The organism is Chryseobacterium rhizosphaerae, assembly GCF_003385455.1.
Lineage (GTDB): Bacteria > Bacteroidota > Bacteroidia > Flavobacteriales > Weeksellaceae > Chryseobacterium > Chryseobacterium rhizosphaerae.
Genome location: NZ_QNUF01000033.1, coordinates 16619 through 43012 on the forward strand (window position 1 = coordinate 16619; position 26394 = coordinate 43012).

At 36.4% G+C, this 26394-nt stretch carries 21 protein-coding genes; 12 read left to right on the forward strand and 9 right to left on the reverse strand.

What is annotated here, in order from left to right:
- Nucleotides 1-315 precede the first annotated feature (315 nt).
- On the reverse strand, nt 316-1542 hold the full coding sequence (locus DRF57_RS20550; RefSeq protein ID WP_115920574.1) for a type IX secretion system plug protein: 1227 nt from the start codon (nt 1540-1542) through the stop codon (nt 316-318).
- Between the two features lie 70 nt (nt 1543-1612).
- On the opposite strand from DRF57_RS20550, the gene DRF57_RS20555 reads away from it, so the two are divergent.
- Complete coding sequence (locus tag DRF57_RS20555) at nt 1613-2251, forward strand: MBL fold metallo-hydrolase (protein WP_115920576.1); 639 nt, start codon at nt 1613-1615, stop codon at nt 2249-2251.
- Nucleotides 2252-2364: 113 nt separating this feature from the next.
- On the opposite strand, the gene DRF57_RS20560 is transcribed toward DRF57_RS20555, so the two are convergent.
- The 3 genes from DRF57_RS20560 to DRF57_RS20570 are packed head-to-tail and all read right to left on the reverse strand — an operon-like array spanning nt 2365 to nt 7559.
- Nucleotides 2365-4821 (reverse strand): TonB-dependent receptor, encoded by a 2457-nt coding sequence (locus DRF57_RS20560; RefSeq protein ID WP_115920578.1) that lies wholly within the window; start codon nt 4819-4821, stop codon nt 2365-2367.
- A gap of 24 nt (nt 4822-4845) precedes the next feature.
- Nucleotides 4846-6327, reverse strand: a complete 1482-nt coding sequence (locus DRF57_RS20565) for a trehalase family glycosidase (protein ID WP_115920580.1) — start codon at nt 6325-6327, stop codon at nt 4846-4848.
- A gap of 2 nt (nt 6328-6329) precedes the next feature.
- Nucleotides 6330-7559: an MFS transporter gene (locus DRF57_RS20570; RefSeq protein ID WP_047490465.1), complete on the reverse strand. Its 1230-nt coding sequence runs from the start codon at nt 7557-7559 to the stop codon at nt 6330-6332.
- Nucleotides 7560-7682: 123 nt separating this feature from the next.
- Between DRF57_RS20570 and DRF57_RS20575 the strand changes: the two genes are divergently transcribed.
- Complete coding sequence (locus DRF57_RS20575) at nt 7683-8588, forward strand: AraC family transcriptional regulator (RefSeq protein WP_115920582.1); 906 nt, start codon at nt 7683-7685, stop codon at nt 8586-8588.
- 321 nt (nt 8589-8909) lie between these two features.
- Here DRF57_RS20575 and DRF57_RS20580 read toward each other — a convergent pair whose 3' ends face one another.
- Nucleotides 8910-9464 carry a thioredoxin family protein gene (locus DRF57_RS20580; RefSeq protein WP_047490298.1) on the reverse strand — a complete coding sequence of 185 codons (555 nt, stop codon included), beginning with the start codon at nt 9462-9464 and terminating at the stop codon, nt 8910-8912.
- Nucleotides 9465-9783: 319 nt separating this feature from the next.
- Here DRF57_RS20580 and DRF57_RS20585 point away from each other — a divergent pair, with 319 nt between their 5' ends.
- From DRF57_RS20585 to DRF57_RS20600, 4 genes are all read left to right on the forward strand, one after another.
- On the forward strand, nt 9784-10380 hold the full coding sequence (locus tag DRF57_RS20585; RefSeq protein WP_047490295.1) for a TetR/AcrR family transcriptional regulator: 597 nt from the start codon (nt 9784-9786) through the stop codon (nt 10378-10380).
- 365 nt (nt 10381-10745) lie between these two features.
- Entirely contained in the window at nt 10746-11906 is a 1161-nt protein-coding gene (locus DRF57_RS20590; RefSeq protein ID WP_047490292.1) for an efflux RND transporter periplasmic adaptor subunit, read from the forward strand.
- A 39-nt stretch (nt 11907-11945) separates the two neighbouring features.
- Nucleotides 11946-15128: an efflux RND transporter permease subunit gene (locus tag DRF57_RS20595; protein ID WP_084085442.1), complete on the forward strand. Its 3183-nt coding sequence runs from the start codon at nt 11946-11948 to the stop codon at nt 15126-15128.
- Nucleotides 15129-15325: 197 nt separating this feature from the next.
- On the forward strand, nt 15326-16738 hold the full coding sequence (locus DRF57_RS20600; RefSeq protein ID WP_115920584.1) for an efflux transporter outer membrane subunit: 1413 nt from the start codon (nt 15326-15328) through the stop codon (nt 16736-16738).
- 208 nt (nt 16739-16946) lie between these two features.
- On the opposite strand, the gene miaA is transcribed toward DRF57_RS20600, so the two are convergent.
- On the reverse strand, nt 16947-17864 hold the full coding sequence (gene miaA, locus DRF57_RS20605) for a tRNA (adenosine(37)-N6)-dimethylallyltransferase MiaA (RefSeq protein ID WP_047490282.1): 918 nt from the start codon (nt 17862-17864) through the stop codon (nt 16947-16949).
- A gap of 94 nt (nt 17865-17958) precedes the next feature.
- On the opposite strand from miaA, the gene DRF57_RS20610 reads away from it, so the two are divergent.
- The 3 genes from DRF57_RS20610 to nadA all read left to right on the forward strand — a co-directional run bounded on the left by DRF57_RS20610 (nt 17959) and on the right by nadA (nt 20587).
- Nucleotides 17959-18816, forward strand: coding sequence for a YicC family protein (locus DRF57_RS20610; RefSeq protein WP_047490278.1), 858 nt, complete (start codon nt 17959-17961; stop codon nt 18814-18816).
- A 73-nt stretch (nt 18817-18889) separates the two neighbouring features.
- Nucleotides 18890-19456 (forward strand): guanylate kinase, encoded by a 567-nt coding sequence (gene gmk, locus DRF57_RS20615; RefSeq protein WP_047490274.1) that lies wholly within the window; start codon nt 18890-18892, stop codon nt 19454-19456.
- Between the two features lie 111 nt (nt 19457-19567).
- Nucleotides 19568-20587 carry a quinolinate synthase NadA gene (nadA, locus tag DRF57_RS20620; RefSeq protein WP_047490272.1) on the forward strand — a complete coding sequence of 340 codons (1020 nt, stop codon included), beginning with the start codon at nt 19568-19570 and terminating at the stop codon, nt 20585-20587.
- 317 nt (nt 20588-20904) lie between these two features.
- Here the strand turns inward: nadA and DRF57_RS23740 are convergent, their stop codons facing one another.
- The 3 genes from DRF57_RS23740 to DRF57_RS20625 form a co-directional block, all read right to left on the reverse strand.
- Nucleotides 20905-21075: a hypothetical protein gene (locus DRF57_RS23740; protein ID WP_157969924.1), complete on the reverse strand. Its 171-nt coding sequence runs from the start codon at nt 21073-21075 to the stop codon at nt 20905-20907.
- A 63-nt stretch (nt 21076-21138) separates the two neighbouring features.
- Entirely contained in the window at nt 21139-21333 is a 195-nt protein-coding gene (locus DRF57_RS23540; protein ID WP_123863365.1) for a bacteriocin-like protein, read from the reverse strand.
- A gap of 53 nt (nt 21334-21386) precedes the next feature.
- The gene (locus DRF57_RS20625) at nt 21387-21659 is read right to left on the reverse strand and encodes a hypothetical protein (RefSeq protein WP_123863366.1); all 273 of its coding nucleotides are present in this window, start codon (nt 21657-21659) and stop codon (nt 21387-21389) included.
- A gap of 17 nt (nt 21660-21676) precedes the next feature.
- On the opposite strand from DRF57_RS20625, the gene thrA reads away from it, so the two are divergent.
- The 3 genes from thrA to thrC are packed head-to-tail and all read left to right on the forward strand — an operon-like array spanning nt 21677 to nt 26392.
- The gene (thrA, locus tag DRF57_RS20630) at nt 21677-24127 is read left to right on the forward strand and encodes a bifunctional aspartate kinase/homoserine dehydrogenase I (protein WP_115920588.1); all 2451 of its coding nucleotides are present in this window, start codon (nt 21677-21679) and stop codon (nt 24125-24127) included.
- Between the two features lie 12 nt (nt 24128-24139).
- The gene (locus DRF57_RS20635) at nt 24140-25066 is read left to right on the forward strand and encodes a homoserine kinase (protein ID WP_084085452.1); all 927 of its coding nucleotides are present in this window, start codon (nt 24140-24142) and stop codon (nt 25064-25066) included.
- 21 nt (nt 25067-25087) lie between these two features.
- Nucleotides 25088-26392, forward strand: a complete 1305-nt coding sequence (gene thrC, locus DRF57_RS20640) for a threonine synthase (RefSeq protein WP_115920590.1) — start codon at nt 25088-25090, stop codon at nt 26390-26392.
- Nucleotides 26393-26394 lie beyond the last annotated feature (2 nt).

Genomic DNA, 26394 nt, shown 5'->3' on the forward strand with positions numbered 1-26394 from the left:
AGTGAATAAAATTTAATAGATATTATAAATAAATAAACAAAACACAATTATGATTTTATAAAAAAAATGATTAATTAAAGATAATTTTATTATTAAAAAATATATTAATTGATAATATTAATACAAATCAAAATTTTGTGAATTAAAATTTTAACTATGCTTGACATTGTATTTTACACTTGAAATAAATCGCTCATTTTATTAAAAACCAGTATTCATAAGGCTTCACAAAAACAAAGGCTGTCTCAGATAAGACAGCCTTTGTTTTACATATACTAAATAATATTTGTTAACCTTTAAAAAGTAAAGAATTCGTTAGCGTTTATTGCCAATTGGTGTTCTAAATTCTCCGTATCCCATCAGGCCATCGTAATTTCTTCCGAAGGGAGCATAATATAAAAATGCCTGATATAAGTTTTCTGTCTGCCAAAAATTCCCGTTGACTTCACCAAAATTTAATGATCCATCACTTTCTTTAGTTGCCAAAACATAATTATAAAACCCTTGCTTAAGGAAAATTTTAGCCACATATTGTTTAGTGGCGGCATCATAGAGCATCTGATTTTCTTTGCTGGGTTTGAACCCATTAAACCCTCCCAGAATATATATATCTTTATCTACAGGATCCGAATCCAGATAAAAATATACCCATGAATAATCTGCTTCTCTTTCGGCATCTCTCTCTCTTCCTAAATCATTTCTTCTGTAGTACCATGCTCCGTTTACATCGGGTTGATACTGATAATTTAAAGGAAAAGCCCAAACCGGGTGCAAATACGTTTGGTTCACTCCATCTTTCACTTCTACGGTACGAACCATATCCGCTGGGGTATTCATATTTTTATTATCAAAATAATAAAATTCATTATCTCCCGGAAAACTAAGGTTCATCTGCTGAAAAAGTAGCTGGTTTCCTAAAACACTACTTGCCTTCAAATCCGAAATGGTCATATTCGGATTGTTATTCTGCATCACATTCAGGGTCATAGAATTAACATTGGAAGAAAGATCACCCCCATTCGGCACTGCTTTTACCTCTACCCTTTGATTGATATTAGGTTTCTTGGCATCCGCTATTCTTGTAATGTTAAGAGCTAATGAAGCAGCATCTTCTACCAGGTAAAATCTTCTTTTGAAAAGTGGTTTATCCGCAGAATCTTTATACACAATCAGCTCAAAATTTCCTGAAATTTTCGCTTGAATTTTATCATTGGGAAAAGTCAGTTTATAATGAGTATAAGCCTGTAATGTATTAAAAGAATATTGAAACTGATCAAGAAGTGCATTCATACTTCCCGTGGCAAACTCTGTAAAAAACAGATTGTCATCATTCCAGTTTCTGTCGTAATGTTTAATCGTATATCGATAAATTTCACTGGCATTAGTGAGATCATCAAAGGTGAGCACCAGTTTTTCATCTGAATTAAACCTAATGACAGGAGTTTCATCATTCGTTTGTGGGTTGAATAATTGGATACTCTGGATATTTTGTCCATACACCAATCCGCCCAAAGAGAGTAAAAGTATTCGCAAAGTTTTCATTATGACGAAGATAACGAAAAATAGCCATTTTCTTAATAATATCGTATTTTTGAAATAAAAATATTCAGATATGCTTCAGATTCAAGGTTTCGTTTTCAATTTTGCGAGCGAAAATACATATATCATCTACAACGAAAATAAAAATGCATGGCTTATTGATCCGGGTAATATGAGTGCACAGGAAACTCAGGCTATTGACAATTTCATCACGGAAAATGGATTACATATTCAGAAAATACTTCTGACACATGCTCATATTGATCATGTTTTAGGACTGCAGTGGGCTTTTGACAAATTTAAAGTACCTGTCCATATGCATCATGAAGACCAGGAGATACTGGATATGCTTCAGGCCAGCGGACTAAGATTCGGAATGACTATAGATCCTGTAAAAGTAGAGGTAAATTATATAAAAGAAGGTGACGAGCTGGATCTTGATGGAGAAAAGTTTAAGATCTATCATGTTCCAGGGCATTCTCCTGGAAGTGTAGTGTATCACAATGAAAATCAGAAGTTCATGATTTCAGGTGATGTACTTTTTGAAGGTAGCATTGGGAGAACAGATTTATATAAAGGAAATTATGAACAGCTGATTGAAGGTATCACCAAGAAACTTTTCGTACTGGACGGTGACACTCAGGTATTTTCAGGCCATGGAAATCCTACCTCAATCGGTTTTGAAAAACAGTATAATCCATTTTTTAAATAAACGGGATATAAGACCAAGTCAGCGAGTACAAACATCCGCCCATCTGTGAAAGCTTATAAAAATAGAAACCGCCAGGAAAATCCTGACGGTTTCTTGTTATAAAGAAATAGAGTTTAAAAATCTAAAGTAACGGATGCTCTGGCTGCTGCACCCATAATAGGTCGGGCCATTCTTATATTTGTACCTGTAACTGTTTGAGATCTTGGATCTCCTTCGGTAATTCCAATAGTGTTAAAAATATTGGTCCCATCTACAGCAAAACGAATTTTCCCTAGCTGGTAAGACATTCCTGCACCAAATTCTGTAAATGACGGTAAAATATTATCATCCGTATTTCCTTCATTCTGATAACGTTTACCATAATAATTCATACTAACATACGCTCTCCATTCTTTCGTAATATTGACTGCCGGAGAAATATTGAAATAGAACTTAGGAATTCTTCTTACCAAATTACCATCATAGTCAAAGGTAGATCCATCTTTATTTCTTCCAGTAAAATCTTTATATTTTGGATTTTGAATCGTTCCATTAAAGGCTACCTCAAGGATATTATTGAACAGTCTTGTATATCCTTCAATTTCTACCCCAAAATTGGTTGTATTAGCAAATTTATTTTCAGAAGTTCCGTCGGAGAATACATCTGTAAATGAAAGGTTTTTAAGAGTCGAATAAAAAGGAATCACAGCAATATCAAAGGTACGCGAATAGTATTTGTATCCCACTTCCAACTGATTGGTCTGTACGGGCTTAATTTGGCTTAAATCTGACATATTATTGTAATATGCTTCTTCATTTGGAGATCTGAAACCGTTAGAAAAACGGGCATACACAGCATTTTCTCTGTTGATCTTATAATTGGAAGCCAAAGTATAAGAAACCTTATTGACATCGTAGTACCAGTAGGTATATTTATTACCCAGCACTGCCATATTATCATCTGCCGTTGTAGTACTAAAACCATTTGTCCCATCTACCGTCAAACCGGAATTATTTAGATTCGCAGTGGTTGTATTTACCCCATATCCTTTATAAAAGTCGCGGCTATAACGCATGCCTCCATTGAAACTCCAAGCATCCGTAATATTATAATCCAGGTTCAGATAGAGATCATTCAAGCTTCCCTGAATTTGAGAATCTCTAATTAAGAAAGACATATCCATTACACCGTTATATGTTTTTGAATATCCTACATCTGAAGGATTAAGTGAAGGGTTTACCAAGTTCAACAATTGAGGTCTATCTGTAGCTGTAGTCAAAATATTACTCCAGTTCCAATACTGATGGGACTTCCAGCTCGACTTATAAAACCCTGCTGTTACATTTCCTTTATCAAATTTATAATTAAGCTGTAAGTCATTTACAAAATTATTCATCTGCTTGTCAATGGCCCAGAATCCTAATTTTTGAACATATTGGGGATTTACAGCAGTCCCATTACTTACAAGAGAATACTGATAATTACTCATTCCTAATCCACCATCTTTTGGATCGTCCTTAGCAAAATTAGAAGCCAATTTCGGAGCCCCAGCAGGGAAAATCCCTGTATAATTCATATTGATATTGGTATATCTGGTCTTATTTAAAACACTGAAATTATTTCCCAGATCATATTTGAATTCAGCCCCTACTACATCCACTTTCGGGTGAATTCCATCTTCCAGATTTCTATTAAAAAATCCTCCTCCGGCCTGAGGGATATTCAACTGACTGATCGCTCTATAGCTATACGTGCCGTAGTTAGGATCAAAGCCAGGGAATTCTTTTAAGTTATTTCCGTCCTGAATCAGAGGAATTGGAAGATAAAATGTATTTCTGTCGTCCAGTTTTTTATAATATACTTTCACATATCCTTTATCAAAGACATATTTCAGATTCATTCTGATCTGACCTCCATTATTGGCTTTGAAACCTGTTTTTCTGATTCCGTCATCCGTTCTGTAGAAACCTCCTATATTGAAGAACAACTGATCTTTTACCAATGCTCCTCCTACATTGAGGTCGGTACGCATTAATCCATAAGTACTGGTTTCAATTTTTGCCGTTCCCTTAAAGTCGTTAGTTCCTTCTTTAGTAATAAAATTGATTAATCCACCGGGAGAATTATTGGCATAAATAGAACCCGATCCTCCTCTTAAAGCCTCCAGGCGGCCTACTGTATTATCTACACGAAAAAAATTATCTGCATTGGCAAACTGGAGCGCTCCATCTTCAAAAACCGGAAGACCATCCTCCTGTACCTGTACAAATTCGTAAGCTCCTGCAGAAGGAATTCCTCTTGCAAAAAGGTTGTTACCTACCTCCCCTCCGGAAGTTTCTACCGCAAACCCGGGAACTCTTTGCAGCAAAGCAGCAGCACTGATAGGATTTTGTTTTTGAATTTCCTTAGCACTGAAAGTAGAAATCGCAGTACTGGATTCTATTTTTTTCTTTGGATTAGAATTTCCCGTAATAACGATCTGATCGATAGAAGAAACTTTCGCAGAATCTTGCGGTGTTTCCTGAGCATACACATTATTGAAATACAATGTAGCTGTGGCGGCAATTAAAAAGATTGATTTATTTTTCATAGCCCTATTTTTTTGTTGTTAGTTTCAGTTTTGTTGTAATTTTAAATACACTCCATTGGTCCAACCGAATCCATCCTGATTGGGGTATTCCCCTCCGCCTGCAATTGTTTCTGTATCTAATGCATTGTATTTTTCCATAAGTTTTCCGGTATTGTTGTAGACTCTTTCTACATTCAAACACCAGTTATTTTTTATTTTTTCTGCCAGCTCATTAAACCCATAATTTTTCATAGATTTAAAACCCAGCCACTGATAAGGAGCCCATGCATTGGGTAAATCCCATTGCTGCCCTGATTTTTTTGTTGTGGTAACCAATCCTCCCTGGTACAGGAACTTTTCAGCAATAATTCCGGCTACTCCTTCAGCCTGTTCCTGATCTGCCAATCCCAGAAATAAAGGGTAAAGAGCAGCAATATGCTCAGACGGTGTTTTTGTGTTTTTTTTAGTATGATAATCCTTATACGTCTTCGCTTTTTCATCCCAGAAGTATTTATTGATCATCTGTCTTCGCTTTGCTGCTCTTTCAGTAAAATAATTTTCCTTTTCCTTTAGATTCTGAAGTGCTGAAGATGTTGCCAGTGTGGTCTCCAAATGCCATAACAGGCAATTCAGATCTACTTGCGCAAGGTTCAGCGTTTCTATGGTCTGTATATGTTCTCCGTCGGCAAACCATCTGCTGGAAAAATCCCAGCCGGATTCACAGGCGCTTCTTATATTTCTGTAAAATTCATCCTCAGGAGCATTTTCATGATCCTCAATATCTATCAGGTAACTTTCAGGACGTGGTATATTTTCGGCATCATAATAACGGTTTAAAATATCACCATCTTTGGTTTTCACCACTCTTTTTATGCATGAACCATTCTCAAGCCCTTCTTCACCATTCATCCAGAAAGCATATTCCCTTTCTAAAGTCGTATGATATTGTATATAGATTTCATTATTCCCGGTAGTTTCAAAAAGGAGATCCAGCATCAGCGAAAAATACGGAGGCTGTGAACGGCTTAAAAAATGAGTTCTGCTGGCATTCGGAACAAAACCGACATGCTGGATCAGATAAGCACAGTTTTCCACAATATTCTCCATCATTTCCAGTCTTCCGGAAACCTGTAATCCAAGCATGATAAAATAGCTGTCCCAATAGAAAAACTCATTAAAACGTCCTCCGGGAACAATATAAGGTTTCGGTAATTTCAAAAGGGTTCCTTTTTCTTCATAAGCCGTACGGGTCAGTTCGTCCCATAATTTTTCGATATGCTCCTCAATAGGAAGGTGATGGTCTCTCTGAACCAAGATTTTTGCCCCTAAAAAATCAAAATGGGTCATCACAAAATCTTTCAGCACAAAACCTTCTGTTTTTTTGGCTTCTTCATACTTTTTATTGATTTCAGTGATCGGGGATAATGGAACCGCATCGGTCATCATTTTTTGATCTTCAAAAATCTCAGATTTCTGTACATCATCAAAAAGAGTCTGAATTTCGTTGATATAAAGTTGATTACTCATTTTTATTTTTTAGGATTTATTTTTAATTTATTCATGAAAATAGCGGAAGTGATCAGGAGTGAAAGTGGAATTAATGAAAGATAAAATGCCTGCTGTCCACTAAATTCCTGAAATACAAAACCGGTAATAATTGAGCCTATAGTTCCTCCAATTGCTGAAAACACAACAATAAGTCCGGACATGGCACTGTGTAAGTATTTGGGTATTGAAGCCAAAATCACAGAATTAATACTGGGATAAATAGGAGCCAGCAATCCACCCATTAAAGGGAACAGGTAGACAACAAGTGGTGCATTCAACCAATTGGTATCCGTACCAATATGAATATGATGAGTTAATGGTAATACCAAAAGTAAACTTACCGCAAAACCTATCACGCAAAATGAAACAACATAAATCCAGCTGAACTTTTTTGAGAAGAAACCTGATAAAAACCTTCCCAAAGCAAAAGCCCCGGCCAAAACAGCTCCCGCCTGAATGCTCATTGAAGTAGGCACCTTTAAGATCTCTTTATAAAAAGTAGGTGTCCATGTTTGAAAACTCTGCTCCACCAGTACAAAAAGGAAAGCACACAGTAAAAAGAACAGTACTTTTTTATAACTGAATAAACTTGCACTGTTTTTTAGATCACCTAGCAGATCTGTTTTCTCACTTTTCACCTCCTTTTCGTTCAGTTTTGAAAAGAATAAAAACAAAAAGGAAAGCGTAGAAAGTGCTCCCAATACCCAATACACATTGAGCCAATGGGTAGATTGGGGATTATGATCATCGATATATAAACTGAACAGAAGATTCCCTGCCAGTACTCCAATCATAAAAAAACCTTCCAGGAATCCCATAAAACTGGAATGCTCCTTATCTGTTTCTGTAACCAGCCCAATAGATGTAAAAACTGATATTTTGATGAGGGCAAAAGAAACCCCTACAATAGCAAACAATAATTTAAAAATCCAAAAACCACTGGCAAAAGGCATGACAAAACACATACAGCTCACCATAAATAAAGCAGCCAGCATTGAATTTTTGATCCCGATCTTCGGAAGAAACGAAGCCAGAATGAACGAACAAATGGCAATCGGAAGATCTTTAAATCCTTCCAAAATACTGGCAGACGATTTTGAAATCCCAAAATTCTGCTGAACCTGCAGAATAACTGTTCCCACAGAATTCAAAAGAATTGCGAAAACAAAATAATTTAAAAATAATACCGCCTTTATATTGAAATTTTTCATCCAGATCATTTCTTGTCGGCTAAGATAGAAGCATTTGTGTTAACAATAATTTAACACAGTAAACCAATATTTGAACAATATTAATATAATTAGTATTTTTAATGATTAAATATGATTAATTAAATGAAAGTTACTTTTGAAAGAGTTATTCCCAATGAGAAAAGCTCATTCCGGACCATTCACAATAACTCCCCTATTTCGGAATTCAAATGGGAATACCATTATCATCCCGAAATTGAACTGGTCTGTGTCATTTCCGGGAATGGAACCCGCCATGTAGGCTATCATAAAAGTAATTATACCCATGGAGATCTCGTCCTTATAGGATCCAATATTCCTCATTCCGGATTTGGCTTAAATTCCATTGATCCTCATGAAGAAATTGTACTTCAGTTCAAAGAGGAAATTCTCCAATTTCCCCAACAGGAAGTAGAAGCCAGATCTATTAAAAACTTACTGGAGCTTTCAAAATATGGCATTCATTTTCATCATAAAGTAAAAAAAGCAATGCTTCCAAAACTTAAACTCATGCTTGAATCCGAAGGTTACAAAAGATATTTAATCCTGCTTGATATTCTTTTTGAACTTTCTAAATGTAAAGACTATGAGCTTTTAAATAAGGAAATTATGCCCTACACCATCATTTCTAAGAATAAAACCCGACTGGAAAATATTTTCACCTATGTAGAGCATCATTATGATAAAGAAATTAATATTGAAGAAGTAGCCAAACTCGCGAATCTTACCTTACCGGCTTTCTGTAATTTCTTTAAAAAAGCAACTCAGATTACTTTTACAGAGTTTGTAAACCGGTACAGGATCAATAAAGCCTGTCTTTTGATGGCTCAGGACAAAACCATTTCGGAATGCAGCTATAGCTGTGGATTTAATAATGTGACGTATTTCAACAGGATGTTTAAAAAATATACAGGAAAAACTCCTTCAGAGTTTATTAAAAACTATTCTCATAATAATGTGAATGTGGACCTGAAGGTTGAGAATCAGGTTAAAAGTAAAGTCAGTTTTTAAAAATATTGCTATTAAAGTAATTTTCAGTTTATGGAAAATCATAAGGATAAATATTGCGCTTAGTTTACACACATACTTTATCATTCCGTAGGAATCCAAAGATAAAAACTCTCGCAAATTGAGCTGATTTAGCAGATGCCTGTGTTATAGAGTGATACAATTTACGATACTATCATTGTGCTCCTACTACATCTGTGAGTAAAATAATAGCAGCACAATACCCCTGAGAAATCTGAGAGAAAATAAAAAAGCTGTCCTTAAAAAGAACAGCCTTTATATCATGATACATAAGAACCGGCATTTAAAAAACCAGTAACTTATTTATTTCCATTTAATATTACATCCCATGCTTGGTCTCTGAATTTCTTCCTGTGCTTCACCAGCCAAAAGATTTTCAAAAGCAATAATTAAATCTTCTCCGGTTACATCTTTATTGTTTCCAGGTCTTGAATCATCCATCTGACCTCTGTAGATAAGATCCAATTTATCATCAAAGAAATAAAAATCCGGTGTACAAGCCGCTTCATAAGCTTTCGCTACTGCCTGGCTTTCATCAAACAAATAAGGAAAGTCAAAATTTCTTTCAATTTGGAATTCAATCATTTTTTCAGGAGAATCAGCCGGATATTTTTCGATATCATTCGCATTAATGGCAATGAATTCAATTCCTTTATCATTATAATCTTCATATAACTCATTGATCTTATCGATCACATGAAGAACAAATGGACAGTGGTTACACATGAAGATCACCAATGTACCTTTTTCGCCTTTCAGATCTTCTAAAGACTGTATTTCATTCGTTTTTGATGGGTTTGGAAGCTCAAAAAAAGGAGCTTTGGTTCCTAATGCCAACATATTTGAGGGAGTATTCATACCTTATTTCTTTGTTCACAAAGATAAAAATTTCTTTTATTAATAAACTGAGTTCCGAATAAGACATTTTTATTTTTATTTAATAGAGGACGGAAGTCATATACCTCTTAAAAACTCTTGATCATCAATTGTATTGATTTTCACTTCATCCATTTTTTATAAGATTTTTAAATTACATTCAAAAAGTGGTCTCTAGCTCTCATTCTTACAGCTTTGAGCTGCTTCTATCAACATCCCTTAAATGTTAAAATCAAAATAAGATTTGGAAGTTATGTCTAAAAGTTTGTAGTTTTGCTAACACTGTTAGTAAATAAATATCATGGGCCTACATGAACGCCGCCAAAGAGAAAAAGAATCCATCCGTGCAAATATTTTGCAGGCTGCTTTCACATTGGCGAAAACCGAAGGCTGGGCTTCACTATCCATGCGTAAAATAGCAGACGCTATTGAATATAGTGCACCGGTAGTATATGATTATTTTGAAAATAAAGAGGCTATCTTATTTGAAATTTCTTTAGATGGCTTCCACAATTTACATATAGAATTATTAAAAGCTCAGAAGAAACACGATAGTCCGGAAGACCAACTTGTGGCTATTGTAGATGCTTACTGGAATTTTGCTTTTAAAAATAAAGAATATTACCAGCTTATGTTTGGTTTAGGAATGCAGTGCTGTGGAAAAGGCCAGATGAAAAAAGAATTTTCATCATTCCAGGAGATGATCTATGAGTGTACCTATGAAATTATCAAGAAAAACGGATCCAATCCGGATAATGCATGTCATATGTCTCATGCTCTGTTTTCAGCAGTTCATGGAATGATTTCCATTATGATGATGCGTACAGCAGATATTCCATCTACTATGAATAAATCATCTTTAGACGAAACAGTTTCGTCTTTTATTAAATCTTTATAGATTTTTTTTGAACCAAAAATTAACACCGTTAGGAAATTTAACACTGAGTTAAATTAATTAATTCATTTAAACCTGATTAAAAACTAAAATTATTATGTAAAATTTGATACCATTCGATGAGTAAAAATAATGATTTTTTCTTTAAACATTAACACTGTTAGCAAAATTAACATAATTACACCTCACATCTTTATATATTTATATACATTAAAACATTCAATTATGGGAACACTCGACTTTATCGGACATTAAAAATTCTGTAATTTTTTTTGAACAAATCATTAACACTGTTAGGAAAAAAAACAGCATTTATTACAAGGAATATTACTTAAATCTAACACTTCATTAAAAAAATTAAACCCAAAATGAAAATACCTGGAAAAACAAAGTTTATTGTACTTATCTCAAGTATAATTCTTTTACAGAGTTGCACCAAGGCTGCCGAAGGATCTAATGCCGCACCGCCAGCACCTGAACTTCCGGTTTATACCGTTATCACCTCCCCTGCTACCACATATCAGGAACTACCTACCGCTTTAGAAGGAAAAAACAACGTAGAGATCAGATCTCAGGTAGATGGATATCTTGATAGAATTTATGTAGAAGAGGGATCTTATGTAAGAGCCGGACAGCCTTTATTTAAAATAGACTCCAGAAGCTATGGTGAACAGATGAATATGGCACAAGCCAACCTCCAAGTGGCTCATGCTAATATACAGAAAGCAAAAGTAGAAGTCGACAGACTTCAGCCATTGGTTGCTGCAAAAGTAGTTTCCGATGTACAGCTTAAAACAGCAAAAGCCAACTACGAAGCCGCGGTTGCTGCTGCATCACAGGCTAAAGCTTCAGTAGGAAGCGCAAGAATCAATGTAGGATTTACAACCATTACCGCACCGGTAAGCGGTTATATTGGAAGGATTCCATATAAAAAAGGAAGTCTGATCTCCAGAACAGATCCTAATCCATTGACTTTATTGTCAGATATCAGCGAAATATATGCTTACTTCTCTTTAAGCGAACTGGATTTTATTGCTTTTCAAAATAAATATCCCGGTGCCACTTTAGAAGAGAAACTGAAAAATATGCCTCTGGTAGAACTGGTAATTGCAGATAACAGTATCTATCCTCAAAAAGGAAAATTAAGTATTGTAGACGGACAGTTTGATAAAACAACCGGAGCGATCAGCGTACGTGCCGTTTTCCCTAATGCTAACGGAGCTTTAAGAACAGGAAACACCGGAAGAGTACGTATGCCGCAGTTTATCTCCAATGCCGTAGTCATTCCACAGGAATCTACTTTCGAAATTCAGGATAAAACCTATGTATATGTGATGGGAAAAGACCAGAAAGTGACCGGAAGACCTATCAAAATCTCCGGAAAAACAGAGGGGTATTATTTTATTTCTGAAGGGCTTTCTCCCGGAGAAAAAATTGTCTTCACCGGAATCGGCAGCCTGAAAGATGGAGCCTCCATCAAACCAAAAGCTATTTCTTCTGACAGTTTATTAAAAGCAAAACCTTTATAAATATCCTGAATACAGAAGACTTAAAAAAATAAACTTCTTATGTTAAAACAATTTATAGAAAGACCGGTACTTTCAACGGTCATCTCCATAATACTTCTATTATTGGGAGCCTTGTCTCTCTTTAATTTACCGATTGCCCTCTTTCCGGATATTGCACCTCCAAGTGTACAGGTAACGGCTTTTTATCCGGGAGCGAATGCTGAAGTAGTGGCCCGTTCTGTAGCAACCCCAATTGAGGAAGCGGTGAACGGAGTTGAGAACATGACCTATATGACCTCCAATTCCAGTAACGACGGAACCATGACACTGAGCGTTTTCTTCAAACAGGGAGCTGATGCTGATAATGCAGCAGTAAACGTACAGAACCGTGTATCAAAAGCAATGAGTCAGCTTCCTCAGGAAGTAGTACAGGCCGGAATTTCAACACAGAAAGTTCAAAACAGTATGATTATGTTTATGGGACTTACCAGTGATGATCCGAAACAATACGACGAGCTTTTCTTACAAAATTACCTGAAGATCAACGTCATTCCCCAAATACAACGTATTCCGGGAGTAGCACAGGCACAGGTATTCGGAACAAGAGATTATTCCATGAGAATCTGGCTGAAACCAGATAGACTGGCAGCCAACAATCTTTCTCCACAGGAAGTTCTTGCAGCAATCAAAGATCACAACCTTGAAGCTGCTCCAGGTCGTCTTGGGCAAGGAAGTAAGGAAACGTATGAGTATATCCTTAAATATAAAGGAAAGCTGAACAAAAATGAAGATTACGAAGGTATTGCCATTAAAGCGAATAATGACGGATCATTCCTGAGATTAAAAGATGTTGCAAGAGTAGAATTTGGTTCTTATACCTATACCGCAACAAACAGAGTAGACGGAAAACCGGTTGCTGGGTTTGCTATTTTACAAACTGCAGGTTCTAATGCCAATGAGATCCTGACAGAAATTGAAAAACAGGTTGATGTATTGAGTACTACCCTGCCAAAAGGGGTAAAACCAATTATCATGTATAATTCCAAGGACTTTTTGGATGCTTCTATTCATCAGGTTGTTGAGACGTTAGTGATCGCTTTCATTCTGGTATTTATTGTGGTGTATATTTTCCTTCAGGATTTCAGATCTACACTTATACCAGCTATTGCAGTACCGGTTGCGATTATCGGAACCTTTTTCTTCCTGCAATTGTTCGGTTTCAGTATCAATATGCTTACATTATTTGCGTTGGTATTAGCCATCGGTATTGTAGTGGATGACGCCATTGTAGTAGTGGAAGCCGTCCATTCCAAAATGGAACAGACAGGAATGCCCGTGGAGCAAGCTACCATGAATTCCATGAGTGAAATTTCCGGCGCTATTATTTCCATTACACTGGTAATGTGTGCCGTGTTTATTCCGGTAGGATTCATGCAGGGACCGGCAGGGGTGTTTTACAGACAGTTTGCCTTCACTCTGGCAATTGCCATCCTGATTTCTGCAGTCAATGCATTAACATTAAGCCCCGCTTTATGTGCCATGTTCTTAAATGATCCTCAGGGTGAACATGGTGAGCATGGTCATAAAAAAGGCTTTGGAGCAAGATTCTTCAATGCATTTAACGTGAGCTTTAACAATATGACCAGAAAATATATTTACAGCCTTAAATTTTTAATTAAAAATAAATGGGTAGCAGTAGGAGGCCTTGTCCTTATTACAGCGGTAAGTATTTTCCTGATTAAAAAAGCACCTTCAGGATTTATTCCGACAGAAGACCAGGGATTCGTATTATATGCAGTAAATACTCCTCCGGGAAGTTCACTGGAAAGAACTCACAACGCTACAACACAGATCGATAAAATCATTAACGGTGAAAAGGCAACCAATCACCTTTGGGTAGCAGACGGAATGAACTTCATCAGTAATGCCAATGCCTCTCCATATTCTGCAGGTTTCATTAAACTTAAAGATTATGACAAACGTGGTGATATGAAAGATCCAGATCAGATTGCTGCAGCACTGACAGGAAAGGTGAGCCAGGTAAAAGATGCCAATGCATTCTTCTTCAACTTCCCTACTGTACAAGGTTTTGGTAACGTTTCCGGTTTTGAATTCATGCTTCAGGATAAGACAAACAGTTCTTTTGAACAGTTGGGAACCACCACACAGGCATTCATCGGAGAATTGATGAAACGTCCGGAAATTGCATTTGCATTTACTACATATGCTGCCGGAAACCCACAATATACTATTGATGTAGATGCAGATAAAGCCAATCAGCTTGGAGTGTCTATCACCGAATTGATGCAGACTATGCAGATTTATTACGGAAGTAGCTTTGTTTCAGACTTTAACAGGTTTGGTAAATACTACAGAGTAATGGCACAGGCAGATATTCCTTACCGTACGGACATTAATTCTTTAGAAGGAATTTATGTAAAGAATAAATCCGGAGAAATGGTTCCTGCTAAGACATTGGTTACTTTAAAAAGAACTTTTGGACCTGAAACGGTAACAAGAAATAACCTTTTCAATGCAGTAACGATTAACGGAACACCAAAACCGGGATACAGTACCGGTGATGCCATTAAAGCGGTAGAAGAGGTTGCTCAGAAATCCCTTCCTAGAGGCTATGGCTATGAATGGACAGGAATTACCCGTGAAGAGATTAAAACAGGCGGACAAACAGTATTTATCTTCCTTTTAAGTATTCTCTTTGTATACTTCCTGTTGGCAGCACAATATGAAAGTTATATTCTTCCGTTTGCCATTATCCTTACCATTCCTACGGGAGTATTTGGAGTATTTGCCTTCACAGGATTAGCTGGAATTGATAATAATATTTATGTACAGGTAGGACTCATCATGCTTGTAGGGCTTTTGGCTAAAAATGCCATCCTGATCGTAGAATTTGCTGTTCAGAGAAGAAATGCAGGAAAATCACTGATTGAATCAGCTCTTCAGGCTTCAAGATTACGTTTAAGACCCATCTTGATGACCTCTTTTGCCTTTATCGTGGGTATGCTTCCATTAGTGTGGACACAGGGTGCTTCTGCAAAAGGAAATCACTCTATTGGTTACAGTACTGTAGGAGGAATGCTTACAGGAGTTATTTTCGGAATTTTCATTATCCCGGTAATGTATGTGATTTTCCAATATCTGCATGAAAAAATGCCAAGCAGAAAAAAGAAAAGGCTTCAGAAAAAGCTACAGCAAGAGCAGGCTTTAACAGCTGCTCATTAAAAATTATTTACAAATCTTAAGGGGTATAGAAGTCACAAGAGGTTTTACACTTGGTGATTTTAGATTATAAACTTTACACATGTAAGTTTTGAAGTCAAATATTTTCTACATGAAAAACAGTCATCTGAGTAAGCTGTGGAAAATAGACCTATACCTCTTACCATTTGGTACCCATTAAAAGCCTATTAAACAAAACAATGAAAAGAGTAAAAAATATTATATTAACATTTGCGCTGGCTTTAGGCTCTGTTTCGTGCGTGTCAAAACTGGCATACACGGAGCCGGACCTTCCGCTTCCGGAAAAATTCCAGTATACAGCAACAGCTGATACGGCAAGTATTGCCAACCTGGAATGGAAAGAATTTTTCAGTGATCCTATCTTACAAGGCTTAATTGAAAAAGGAATTAAAAATAATTATGATCTTCAAATTGCATTAAAACAGGTTGCTGCTTCACAGGAAAAATTGAAACAGGCAAAATATATGCAATATCCTGATGTAGGTTTTGGAGTGACCGGTCAGATTTCTAAACCATCCAAAAACAGTATGAACGGGCAAAGCTTAAATGTATTTTTAGGACAGAGCCATATTGAGGATTACAATGCAGCATTCAACCTTTCCTGGGAAGCTGATATTTGGGGGAAAATCAAAAACCAGCAGGAAGTTTCAAGAATGCAGTATCTGCAAACTTATGAAGGTTCAAAAGCTATCCAGACCCAGGTTGTAGCAGCTATTGCCCAGGGATATTATAATCTCTTAATGCTTGATAAACAACTGGCCATTGCAAAATCCAATCTGGAATTAAGCAGCAATACATTACTGATTACACAGAAAATGTGGGAAAGTGGTGATACAACTTCTTTAGGAGTACAACAGTCTGCTGCTCAGAAGCAGGCAACGGAACTTCTTATTTCTCAATTGGAACAGAATATTGCTATTCAGGAAAATGCATTAAGTATTCTGGTAGGAGAAATTCCTAATAAAGTAAACAGAACGATTGAAATGGTTGATACCTCTTTACCACAGGATATTACAACAGGACTTCCGGCCGCTATGGTAAGCCGCAGACCGGATGTTCGTCAGCAGGAACTTGTTCTACTGGAGTCCAATGCTTTTGTAGGAATTGCACAAGCCAATATGTATCCTGCATTAAAGATTACAGCAAACGGAGGGGTCAATTCATTCAAATTTGATAATTGGTTTCAGATTCCGGCATCATTATTCGGATCTGTTTTAGGAGGAATTACACAACCTATTTTCCAGAAAAGACAGCTGAAAACAGATCTGGAAGTAGCCAAAATTCAAAGAGAGAAAAATGTTCTGGCTTTCCGTCAATCGGTATTGAATGCTGTGGGTGAAGTTTCTGATGCTTTGGTTTCTAATGAAAATTTAAAAATTCAGGAACAAAAAGCAACGGAACAGTCTACGACATTAAAAGACGGAATTAAAAGTGCACAGCTTCTTTATAGAGGAGGTTCAGCCAATTATCTTGAAGTGATCACTGCTCAGGGCAACTCACTTCAGGCAGAGCTGAATCTGGCTTCCATTAAAAGACAGAGATTAAGCAGCATTGTAGATTTATACAGAGCGCTAGGTGGTGGTTGGAAGTAGTAAATTAAATTATATTGTTAAGTGCGGTTCTTATGGGGCCGCATTTTTTTTGCTGATGAATAAATAAACATTGGTAAGAAGTGAAATTTAAAACTAATTACACTCAAATATTAATTTTGATTCCTTCGGAATGACACACTGGATTCGTAATTTAAACATACCCTATGTTATTCCGTAGAAATCTGTATTTTGAAAGCTTATAGTAAAATTATTTATTTCTGAAACTGTCATTAATCCATTGAAGGAGATTTTCAAAGTCCTGGTGAGAATAGCCTAATTGTACATAATGGATATCATCCGCTTTTCTATACCAGGTTAATTGACGTTTAGCATACCTGCGGCTGTTCTTTTTAATCTCAGAAACAGCAAAATCAAGATCCCATTCCCCGTCAAAGTATTTAAATAATTCGGCATAGCCTACCGTATTTAAAGCCGTCAGACCTTTGAACTTTTCCAAACCTTTCACCTCATCCAGCAGACCTTTCTCCATCATTATATCTACCCTGCGGTTGATTCTGTCATATAATTCTTCTCTTGGAGCTTCTATTCCAATACGAATCACATTAAAATCTCTGGAGTCCTGGGAAACAGCTATATGTTCAGAATATTTTTTCCCGGTTTGCCAGATCACATCAATAGCACGAAGAAGCCTTCGGTGATTGTGAATATCTACCACCTCAAAATATTCCGGATCCAGCTCTTTTAAAATGGCCTGAAGTTTTTCTATGCCTTCCTGATCCATTATAGCCTGAAGTTTTTCCTGATTTTCATTATCAGCTTCCGGTAAATCGTTCAAGCCTTCAATCACGGCTTTTTCATACATCATACTACCGCCAACTAAAATTACGGTGTCATGATCTTTAAAAAGTTCAGTGAGTTTTTGCAAAGCGTCTTCTTCATATTGCCCGATAGAATAGTATTCTTCCACGGAAAGATTCCCTATAAAATGATGAGGAGCTTCAGCCAGTTCCTCTTCAGAAGGAGAAGCTGTCCCTATTTTCATTTCTTTAAAAAACTGTCTGGAATCACAGGAAATAATCTCTGTATTGAAATATTGAGCCAGGTCAATAGCCAATCTCGTTTTACCAATTCCGGTGGGTCCTACTACAGAAATCAAATTTTTCATCAGTTCACATTCATTATTTTATCAGTCAGATGTAATCTTTACAGATTTCACAGTGCTAATTTAAATGTTTATCTTTGTAGAACAATAAAAAACTATGATTTTATCAATGACTGGCTTCGGTAGAGCCGAAGGTGTTTTTGAAGGAAAAAAAATAACAATAGATATTAAATCATTGAACAGCAAGAGCTTTGATTTAAATATCAAGATTCCTTTACGTTATAAAGAAAAAGAATTTGAAATCAGAAAAATTCTTAACGATAGAATTATCCGTGGAAAGGTAGACTGCTACGTTAATCTGGAGAATCTGGAAGAGTCCAATGATGTAAAAATCAATAAAAATTTAATTGATTCATACATCAATGAGCTTAAGACCATTGCATCAGACGGACCTGACTATGAATACCTTAAAATGGCAGTACGACTTCCTGATGCCATCACCTCAAGGCCTGATGAACTTACAGAAGGGGAATGGGAAGCTTTGGCGAAAATTGTCAGTGCAGCCATAGACCGTTTTGAAGAATTCAGAAAAACTGAAGGAAGCATTTTACATGAAGAATTAAACAGAAATATCCAGAATATTGATAAATATCTTGGGGAAGTGATTCCATTTGAAGAAGAAAGAATTGTTAGCGTGAAAGAACGTTATCAGAAATCTTTGAAAGAATTTGAAAATGTAGATGAAACACGTTTCTATCAGGAAATGGCATACTTCACAGAGAAACTTGATATTTCAGAAGAAAAAGTAAGACTTACCCAACACTTGAAATATTATAAAGAAGTAATGGACAACGAATCTTTCAATGGAAAAAAACTGGGCTTTATTTCTCAGGAAATCGGAAGAGAGATCAATACATTAGGTTCAAAAGCCAATCATGCCCAAATTCAGAAGCTTGTGGTTATGATGAAAGATGACTTGGAAAAAATTAAAGAACAGACGTTAAACGTATTATAGACGATAGACCTATAGACATGAGATAAGAGATTTTGGTCTCGTGTCTCTCATCTAAAAATCTCTAAAAATCTAAATGGATAAAGTAATTATATTTTCAGCACCATCAGGGAGCGGAAAAACTACATTGGTAAAGCATTCTTTGGAAACATTTCCGGAGCTGAAGTTTTCAATTTCCTGTACAACAAGACAACCGAGAGGAAGTGAAGTTCATGCAGTAGATTATCATTTTTTAACTCCTGATCAGTTCAGACAGAAAATAGCAGAAGAAGCTTTTGTAGAATATGAAGAAGTATATACTGATAAATATTACGGTACTTTAAAATCTGAAGTAGAAAAAATCTGGAATCAGGGAAAAGTTGTTATTTTTGATGTAGATGTAAAAGGAGGAATTTCTTTAAAAAAATATTTTGGCGAGAAAGCATTATCCATTTTTATAGAACCCCCTTCCATTGAAGAATTGGAACGAAGATTGATTTCAAGAAATACAGATGATGCTGAAACCATCAAAACCCGTGTAGAAAAGGCAGAAGAAGAAATGTCTTATGCAAAGGATTTTGACAAAATCGTCATCAACAGTGATCTTGACCAAGCTAAAATAGAAATAGAAAGTTTAATAAAAAGTTTTATAGAAAGTAACTAGAAGTTAGACATTAGAAGTTAGTTTAAACATGTGAATATCTTTTAACAGACTAAAAATCTAACCTCTAATTTCTAGCCTCTACCTTCTATAAAGAAAAAAATTGAGGTTGATATGAGTACCGAAACATTAGAAAAAGCTAAATCTGCAATTCCTGTAAGAGGATTTCTGGATATAAAAGATATAGCAATTCCTCAGGGTGAAGAATTGGTAAAAGCCATTCTTAAACTCAAAGAAGAAAAGAATGCTGTTATTCTTGCCCATTACTACCAACCGGGAGAAATTCAGGATATTGCTGATTTCCTTGGAGATTCTTTACAGCTGGCAAGACAGGCAAAAGATACGAATGCTGATATGATTGTATTCTGTGGGGTACACTTCATGGCAGAAGCAGCTAAGATCCTGAACCCAACTAAAAAAGTAGTTCTTCCTGACACTATGGCGGGATGCTCTTTAGCAGACGGATGTTCCGGAGAAGGATTGAGAAAAATGCGTGAGCAGCATCCCAATGCTTTAATTGCAACTTACATCAACTGTAATGCAGAGACAAAAGCTGAAAGTGATATCATTGTAACGAGTTCAAATGCAGAAACCGTTATTGAAGCATTACCTACAGACAGACCTATTATTTTTGCTCCGGATAAAAACTTAGGAAGATATTTATCTAAGAAAACCGGCAGAGATATGATCCTTTGGGATGGAAGCTGTGTAGTGCACGAAGCATTCTCAATGGAGAGAATTGCCCAGCAATTAGCAGATAATCCTGATGCCAAATTAATAGCACACCCGGAAAGTGAAGAAGCCGTATTAAAACTGGCTCACTTTATTGGTTCTACTTCTGCCTTATTGAATTATGTAGAAAAAGATGACTGTCAGAAGTTCATTATTGCTACAGAAGAAGGAATTCTGCATGAAATGAGAAAACGTGCACCTCACAAAGAATTAATTCCGGCACTAGTTTTCGATGAAAGCTGTAACTGTTCAGAATGTTTCTATATGAAGCGCAATACAATGGAAAAACTATATTTGTGTATGAAATATGAACTTCCGGAAATTCTTATCGACGAAGAATTAAGGTTAAGAGCACTGAAGCCTATTGAGGCGATGCTTGATCTTTCAAAAAGCATAAAATAAACAAAAAGCACTGTTTTCACAGTGCTTTTTTTATATTCGTTAGTCCATCTGGAGATCATAATTAAAATCAGTTCTCAGTTACCAATCTCCAAAACAATAAATGCTTACTCTCACACAATTCCTCTCTTTGCAATATTCTGGTAAGGCAAAATAATTATCACAAGTTTGATTGTATTCAGGTCCCGGACCATACTTATTTTGAGTGGGACACCCAGCACAAATAGATGAATCGGCACCTTTAATATTCTTCAGTGTATTCCTTGATAACTTTTTCATATGATATTCGTTTAATAGATTAAGCTTTCCATATTTTTTTATTACAACATAGGAGCATAACATTTTCCTCCGGGTTTTAACCAGCATCCCCATCTACCTCCTCCCATGAAACATACAAACTGCTCACCACCACATGCTTCAATCTGGATTTGTGTTGCGCCACCATTAATCATTTTTTTCTCGTCTCTGGATAATTTTTTAATTGTTTTCATATTGTTTTAATTTAATGATTGTAAAAAAGATATATAAAAATAAAGCACTATTCTTATGTTGCCTTAACGGGGATCAAAGCATTCATAGCTTACCAGAACTCTCTTTTTGCAGCATTCAGGCAAACCGTGATAATCACCACAGGATTTTGGCTGGTCAGGTCCGTACGGTCCATCTGGGCAGAATTCATTACAAGGACCTATACCTCCACCATTCACAGACTTTAAGTTTTGTCTGTTGATTTTTTTTAAGTTTCTCATGTTTATTTTATTATGGTTAATACGCTAAAAGTAAGATTTTTAATCAGTTAAATCTAATTTTTTAACAAATATTTCTCTATAAAAGGAATTAATAAGATATTATTTAAAATAATTTGCCATTTCAAAATAATTTGTACATTTGTCTGGTAAATGAACTTTTTAAGAAACATATCTGATATTTCTGCTCTGAAATTACCTATTTCAGGCATATCTTCTGTTTCTACATTTACAACTACAACAACTACCCCATAACGGGGTAAATTTTCACATATTATTTCCGGTACCTGTACTCTTTTTTTAAAGAGTAAACATTTCGTTTTATCCAACCTTAAATAATTAATTGATGAAAATTTTAAAATTTGGCGGAACATCCGTCGCCAACTCCCAAAATATCTTGCTGGTAGAAAATATTGTAAAAAAAGAATCTTTACAAGGTAGAACTGTTGTGGTAGTATCTGCTCTTCACGGTGTAACGGATCATCTGATTAAAGCAGCCGAATATGCCTCTCAAAAAAATGAAAATTACCTACAGCTTATCAAAAACATTGAAGAGAAACATTTAATCCTGGTCAAAGAGCTTATCCCGGTTTTAGACCAAAGTTCGTGGTTAAGTTTTGTTAAAAAACATTTTAATGATCTGGAAGATCTCTATAACAGTATTTTTGTATTAGGTGAATTCACCCTGAGAATCAAAGATAAAATAGCTTCATATGGAGAGTTTTTATCTTCAAATATTATTGCTGCAAGATTTCAGACTCAAGGATTAGACTGTCTGTGGATGAATTCTGCAGAACTGATCAGAACAGACAGCAGTTTTACAAATGCAAAAGTATATTTCGACAGTACAGAAAACAATCTAAAAAAATACTTCAACGAAAATCAAAATCAAATCATTATCTGTCCTGGCTTTATTGCCCGTGATGAAAAAAATAATATGACAACATTGGGACGCGGTGGTTCCGATTACACGGCATCTATTATAGCTGCAGCCCTTCAGGCAGAAGAACTTCAGATATGGACAGATGTAAGTGGAATGATGACTGCTGATCCCCGTTTGGCATCCCATGCAAAACCTATTGCTGAAATCTCCTATCATGAAGCCATGGAACTCTCCCATTTCGGGGCTAAAGTGTTATACCCACCTTCCATACAGCCTGTCATGATAAAAAATATTGATCTTAAAATCAAAAATACTTTTGACCCTGATGCCCGGGGAACATTGGTTTCCCATCATCTGGCAGCTTCGGAGAATGATGAAAAACCCATTGCGGTAGGAATATCAAACATGAGCGCTATTGCCTTACTTACTTTAGAAGGAAGCGGAATGGTAGGTATTCCGGGGATTTCCGCAAAGCTATTCCAATGTTTGAGCCATGAAAAGATTAATATCATTCTTATTACCCAGGGTTCTTCGGAACATTCTATCACTATAGCCATTAATGAAAAGGATATTTTTTATGCAGAAAATGCCATTAATTCTTCTTTTGCAGATGATATTAATCTAAAAAGGGTTACTCCGGTAAAGATAGAGTCCGGGCTTTCTATTATTGCCCTGGTAGGAGAAAATATGAAAAGTAGAAGTGGTGTAAGTGCTAAAATGTTCGGATGCCTCGGAAATAATGGCATCAATATCAGAGCTATTGCACAGGGATCTTCAGAAAGAAACATCAGTATTGTCATCTCAGAAACTGATGCAAAGAAAACAGTCAATATCCTTCATGAAGAATTCTTTGAATCCGAAATAAAACAAATTCACCTGTATATCTGTGGAACAGGTAATGTAGGCTCCAAACTGATACAGCAGATTTATAATCAAAATCAATATCTGAGAGAACATTTCCTGATCAATTTAAGAATTGCCGGACTGTCCAATAGCCGTCATATGATATTTTCAGATCATGGAATCAACCAGGAGGAATATTCGGAATGGAAAGAGCAGGGTGAAGAAGCTTCGGCTCAAAAGTTCGCAGAGGAAATTATATCCCGTAATCTTCGGAATTCTGTTTTCGTAGATGTTACAGCCAGCTCTAAAATCCCGGAAGTCTATGAAAGCCTGCTAAAAAGGAGCATTACTATTGTTGCCTGCAATAAAATAGCAGCTTCATCAGATTTTGAGACTTATAAAACATTAAAGAATACAGCAAGAAACCACCGCTGTAATTTCTACTTTGAAACGAATGTGGGAGCCGGGCTTCCGGTTATCGGAACCATCAGTGATCTGATCAAGAGTGGAGACAAAATCACCTCAATTCAAGCTGTACTCAGCGGAACATTAAATTTTGTATTTAATAATTACGATGGAAGCAGAACTTTCTCTGAAGTGGTTGCACAGGCTCAGAAAGAAGGATACACAGAACCTGATCCCCGATTGGACCTTTCAGGAACTGATGTAGCCCGCAAGATTTTAATCCTCGCCAGAGAAGCCGGATATCCGCTTCAATTTGAAGAAATTGAAAACACCGGTTTTCTTCCTGAAGAATGCATGCAGGGAAGTGTAGAAGATTTTTATAAAAAACTTACTGAATATGAAGACCATTTTAAAAACTTGTTTAATGAGTCCCGCAAAGCCGGCAAAATTTTAAAATATACTGCCGAGTTTAAAAATGGAAAAGCAAATGTAGGTTTACAGCATGTTGCTCCGGAAAGCGATTTATTCCATCTTTATGGAAAAGATAATATAGTCATTTTTAAAACGCTACGATATTCCGAACAGCCATTGGTGGTAAAAGGAGCCGGGGCTGGGGCTGAAGTAACAGCAAGCGGTGTTTTTGCAGATATTATGCGCTCAATTTAAAAAACAGAAATTATGAAAAAAATACGATTAAGAATACCCGCTACAGTAGCCAATCTGGTTTGTGGATTTGATATTTTAGGAATGGCCGTCCATGCCCCCTATGACGAAATGGAACTGAGAATATGGGATTCTCCCGAAATTATGATACACCATGAAGACCTTTTCGGACTTCCTGAAGAACCTTCAAAAAATGTAGCAGGTATTGTATTGCTTAAAATTCAGGAACATTTTAACCTTTCTCATGGCTTTGAAGTCATTATCCGTAAACATATAAAACCGGGAAGCGGCCTCGGCTCCAGTGCGGCAAGTGCCGCCGGAGCCGCCTTTGGAGCCAATGCATTACTGGGAAATATATTATCTGCGGATGAGATGATTCATTTTGCCATGTTTGGAGAAGAACTTGCTTCGGGAGTACGTCACGCAGACAATATTGCCCCTTGCATTTACGGTGGGATCACGTTGGTAAAATCCACCCATCCTCTCGACATCATCCCGTTGAATACTCCTGAGCTTTTTGTAGCCGCTGTACATCCTCAGGTTGAAGTAAAAACATCGGACTCGCGACAAATCTTAAAGAAAAATATCTCTTTAAAAAGTGCTGTTGAGCAATGGGGAAACATCGCCGGGTTAATAGCCGGGATTCAGAAGAATGATTTTTCTCTTATTGGCAGAAGTCTTAATGATGTTATTATAGAACCTGTCAGGAGTATTTTAATTCCAAAGTTTGATGAAATTAAAATGAAAAGTATAGAAATAGGTGCCTTAGGAGGTGGAATTTCAGGATCCGGACCTTCTATTTTTATGCTGGTAGAGAAAAAAGAAACTGCAGAGGAAATTGCCGGGATGATGAAGTCTGTCTATGATGACACGAAGATTGAAAGTTTGGTGTATGTATCCAAAATAAACCCATCGGGTATTGAAATAATTGAAGAAGCATAATTAATAGAGAAGATCATACAGATGAATTATTATAATTTAAAAGACAGTCTGGAAGAAGTTGATTTCAGAACAGCGACTATCAAAGGTCAGGGAAAAGAAAAAGGATTATTTTTCCCGGAAAGTATTCCTCAGTTTGAGGAGAATTTTATTCAGAACCTTCATCAATATACCCCTGAAGAAATTGCCTACAGATGCATGAGAGATTTCGTGGGCGATGAAATTCCATCAGAAATATTGTGGGAAATTGTTTCGGAAACGGTAAGTTTTGATATCCCTTTGAAAAAAATCAATGATAAAATATCCATTTTAGAACTATTTCATGGGCCTACTTTAGCATTCAAAGATATTGGAGCCCGGTTTATGAGCCGTTGTCTTTCCTATTTCTTAAAAGACCAGGAAAAAAAAGTAACCGTACTTGTTGCTACTTCAGGAGATACCGGAGGTGCTGTTGCCCATGGTTTCTATAAACTTCCGGAAATTAATGTCGTTATTCTTTATCCCAAAAACAGAGTGAGTCCGGTTCAGGAAAAGCAACTCACAGCCCTTGGGGAAAATATTTCTGCATTGGAAATCAACGGAAGCTTTGATGATTGTCAGAGCTTGGTGAAACAGGCATTTTCAGATCAGGAAATTAATGATCATTTATTTTTGACATCCGCCAATTCTATCAATGTGGCAAGGTGGCTTCCTCAACAGATTTATTACCTGCTAGCCTTAAAACAGTGGAGCCAATATGAAACTGAAAAACCTGTAATCTGTGTTCCCAGTGGAAATTTCGGAAATATTTGTGCCGGACTTCTGGCTTATTTCCGCGGGCTTCCGGCTGAACATTTCATTGCGGCATGTAATGAAAATGACACTGTTCCGGGTTATCTGAAAACCCAAAACTTTATCCCCAAAAAAGCTGTGCCTACTCTATCCAATGCAATGGATGTGGGAGATCCCAGTAATTTTGTAAGGATTTTAGAACTTTTCGATCATCAATTTGACAAATTAAAAAATAAGATCTCCGGATATTCCGTGGATGATCAGCAGACCTTAAAGACTATTGCGGAGGTTTATAAAAAACACAATTATCTTCTTGAACCTCACAGCGCTGTTGCGTTCGTTTCCCTGCAAAAGTTTCTGGAAGAAAATCCTGATAAGAAAGGATTTATTCTGGGAACTGCCCATCCTGTAAAATTTCCTGAAGCTGTAGAAAAAGCTACTGCTATAAAAGTTGAAATTCCCGAAGCACTGGCTGACCTTATGACAAAGGAGAAAAAAACTGTAGAAATAAGTTCAGATTTTGAAGAATTAAAGCGATTTTTGCTTAGTAAAATTTGAAA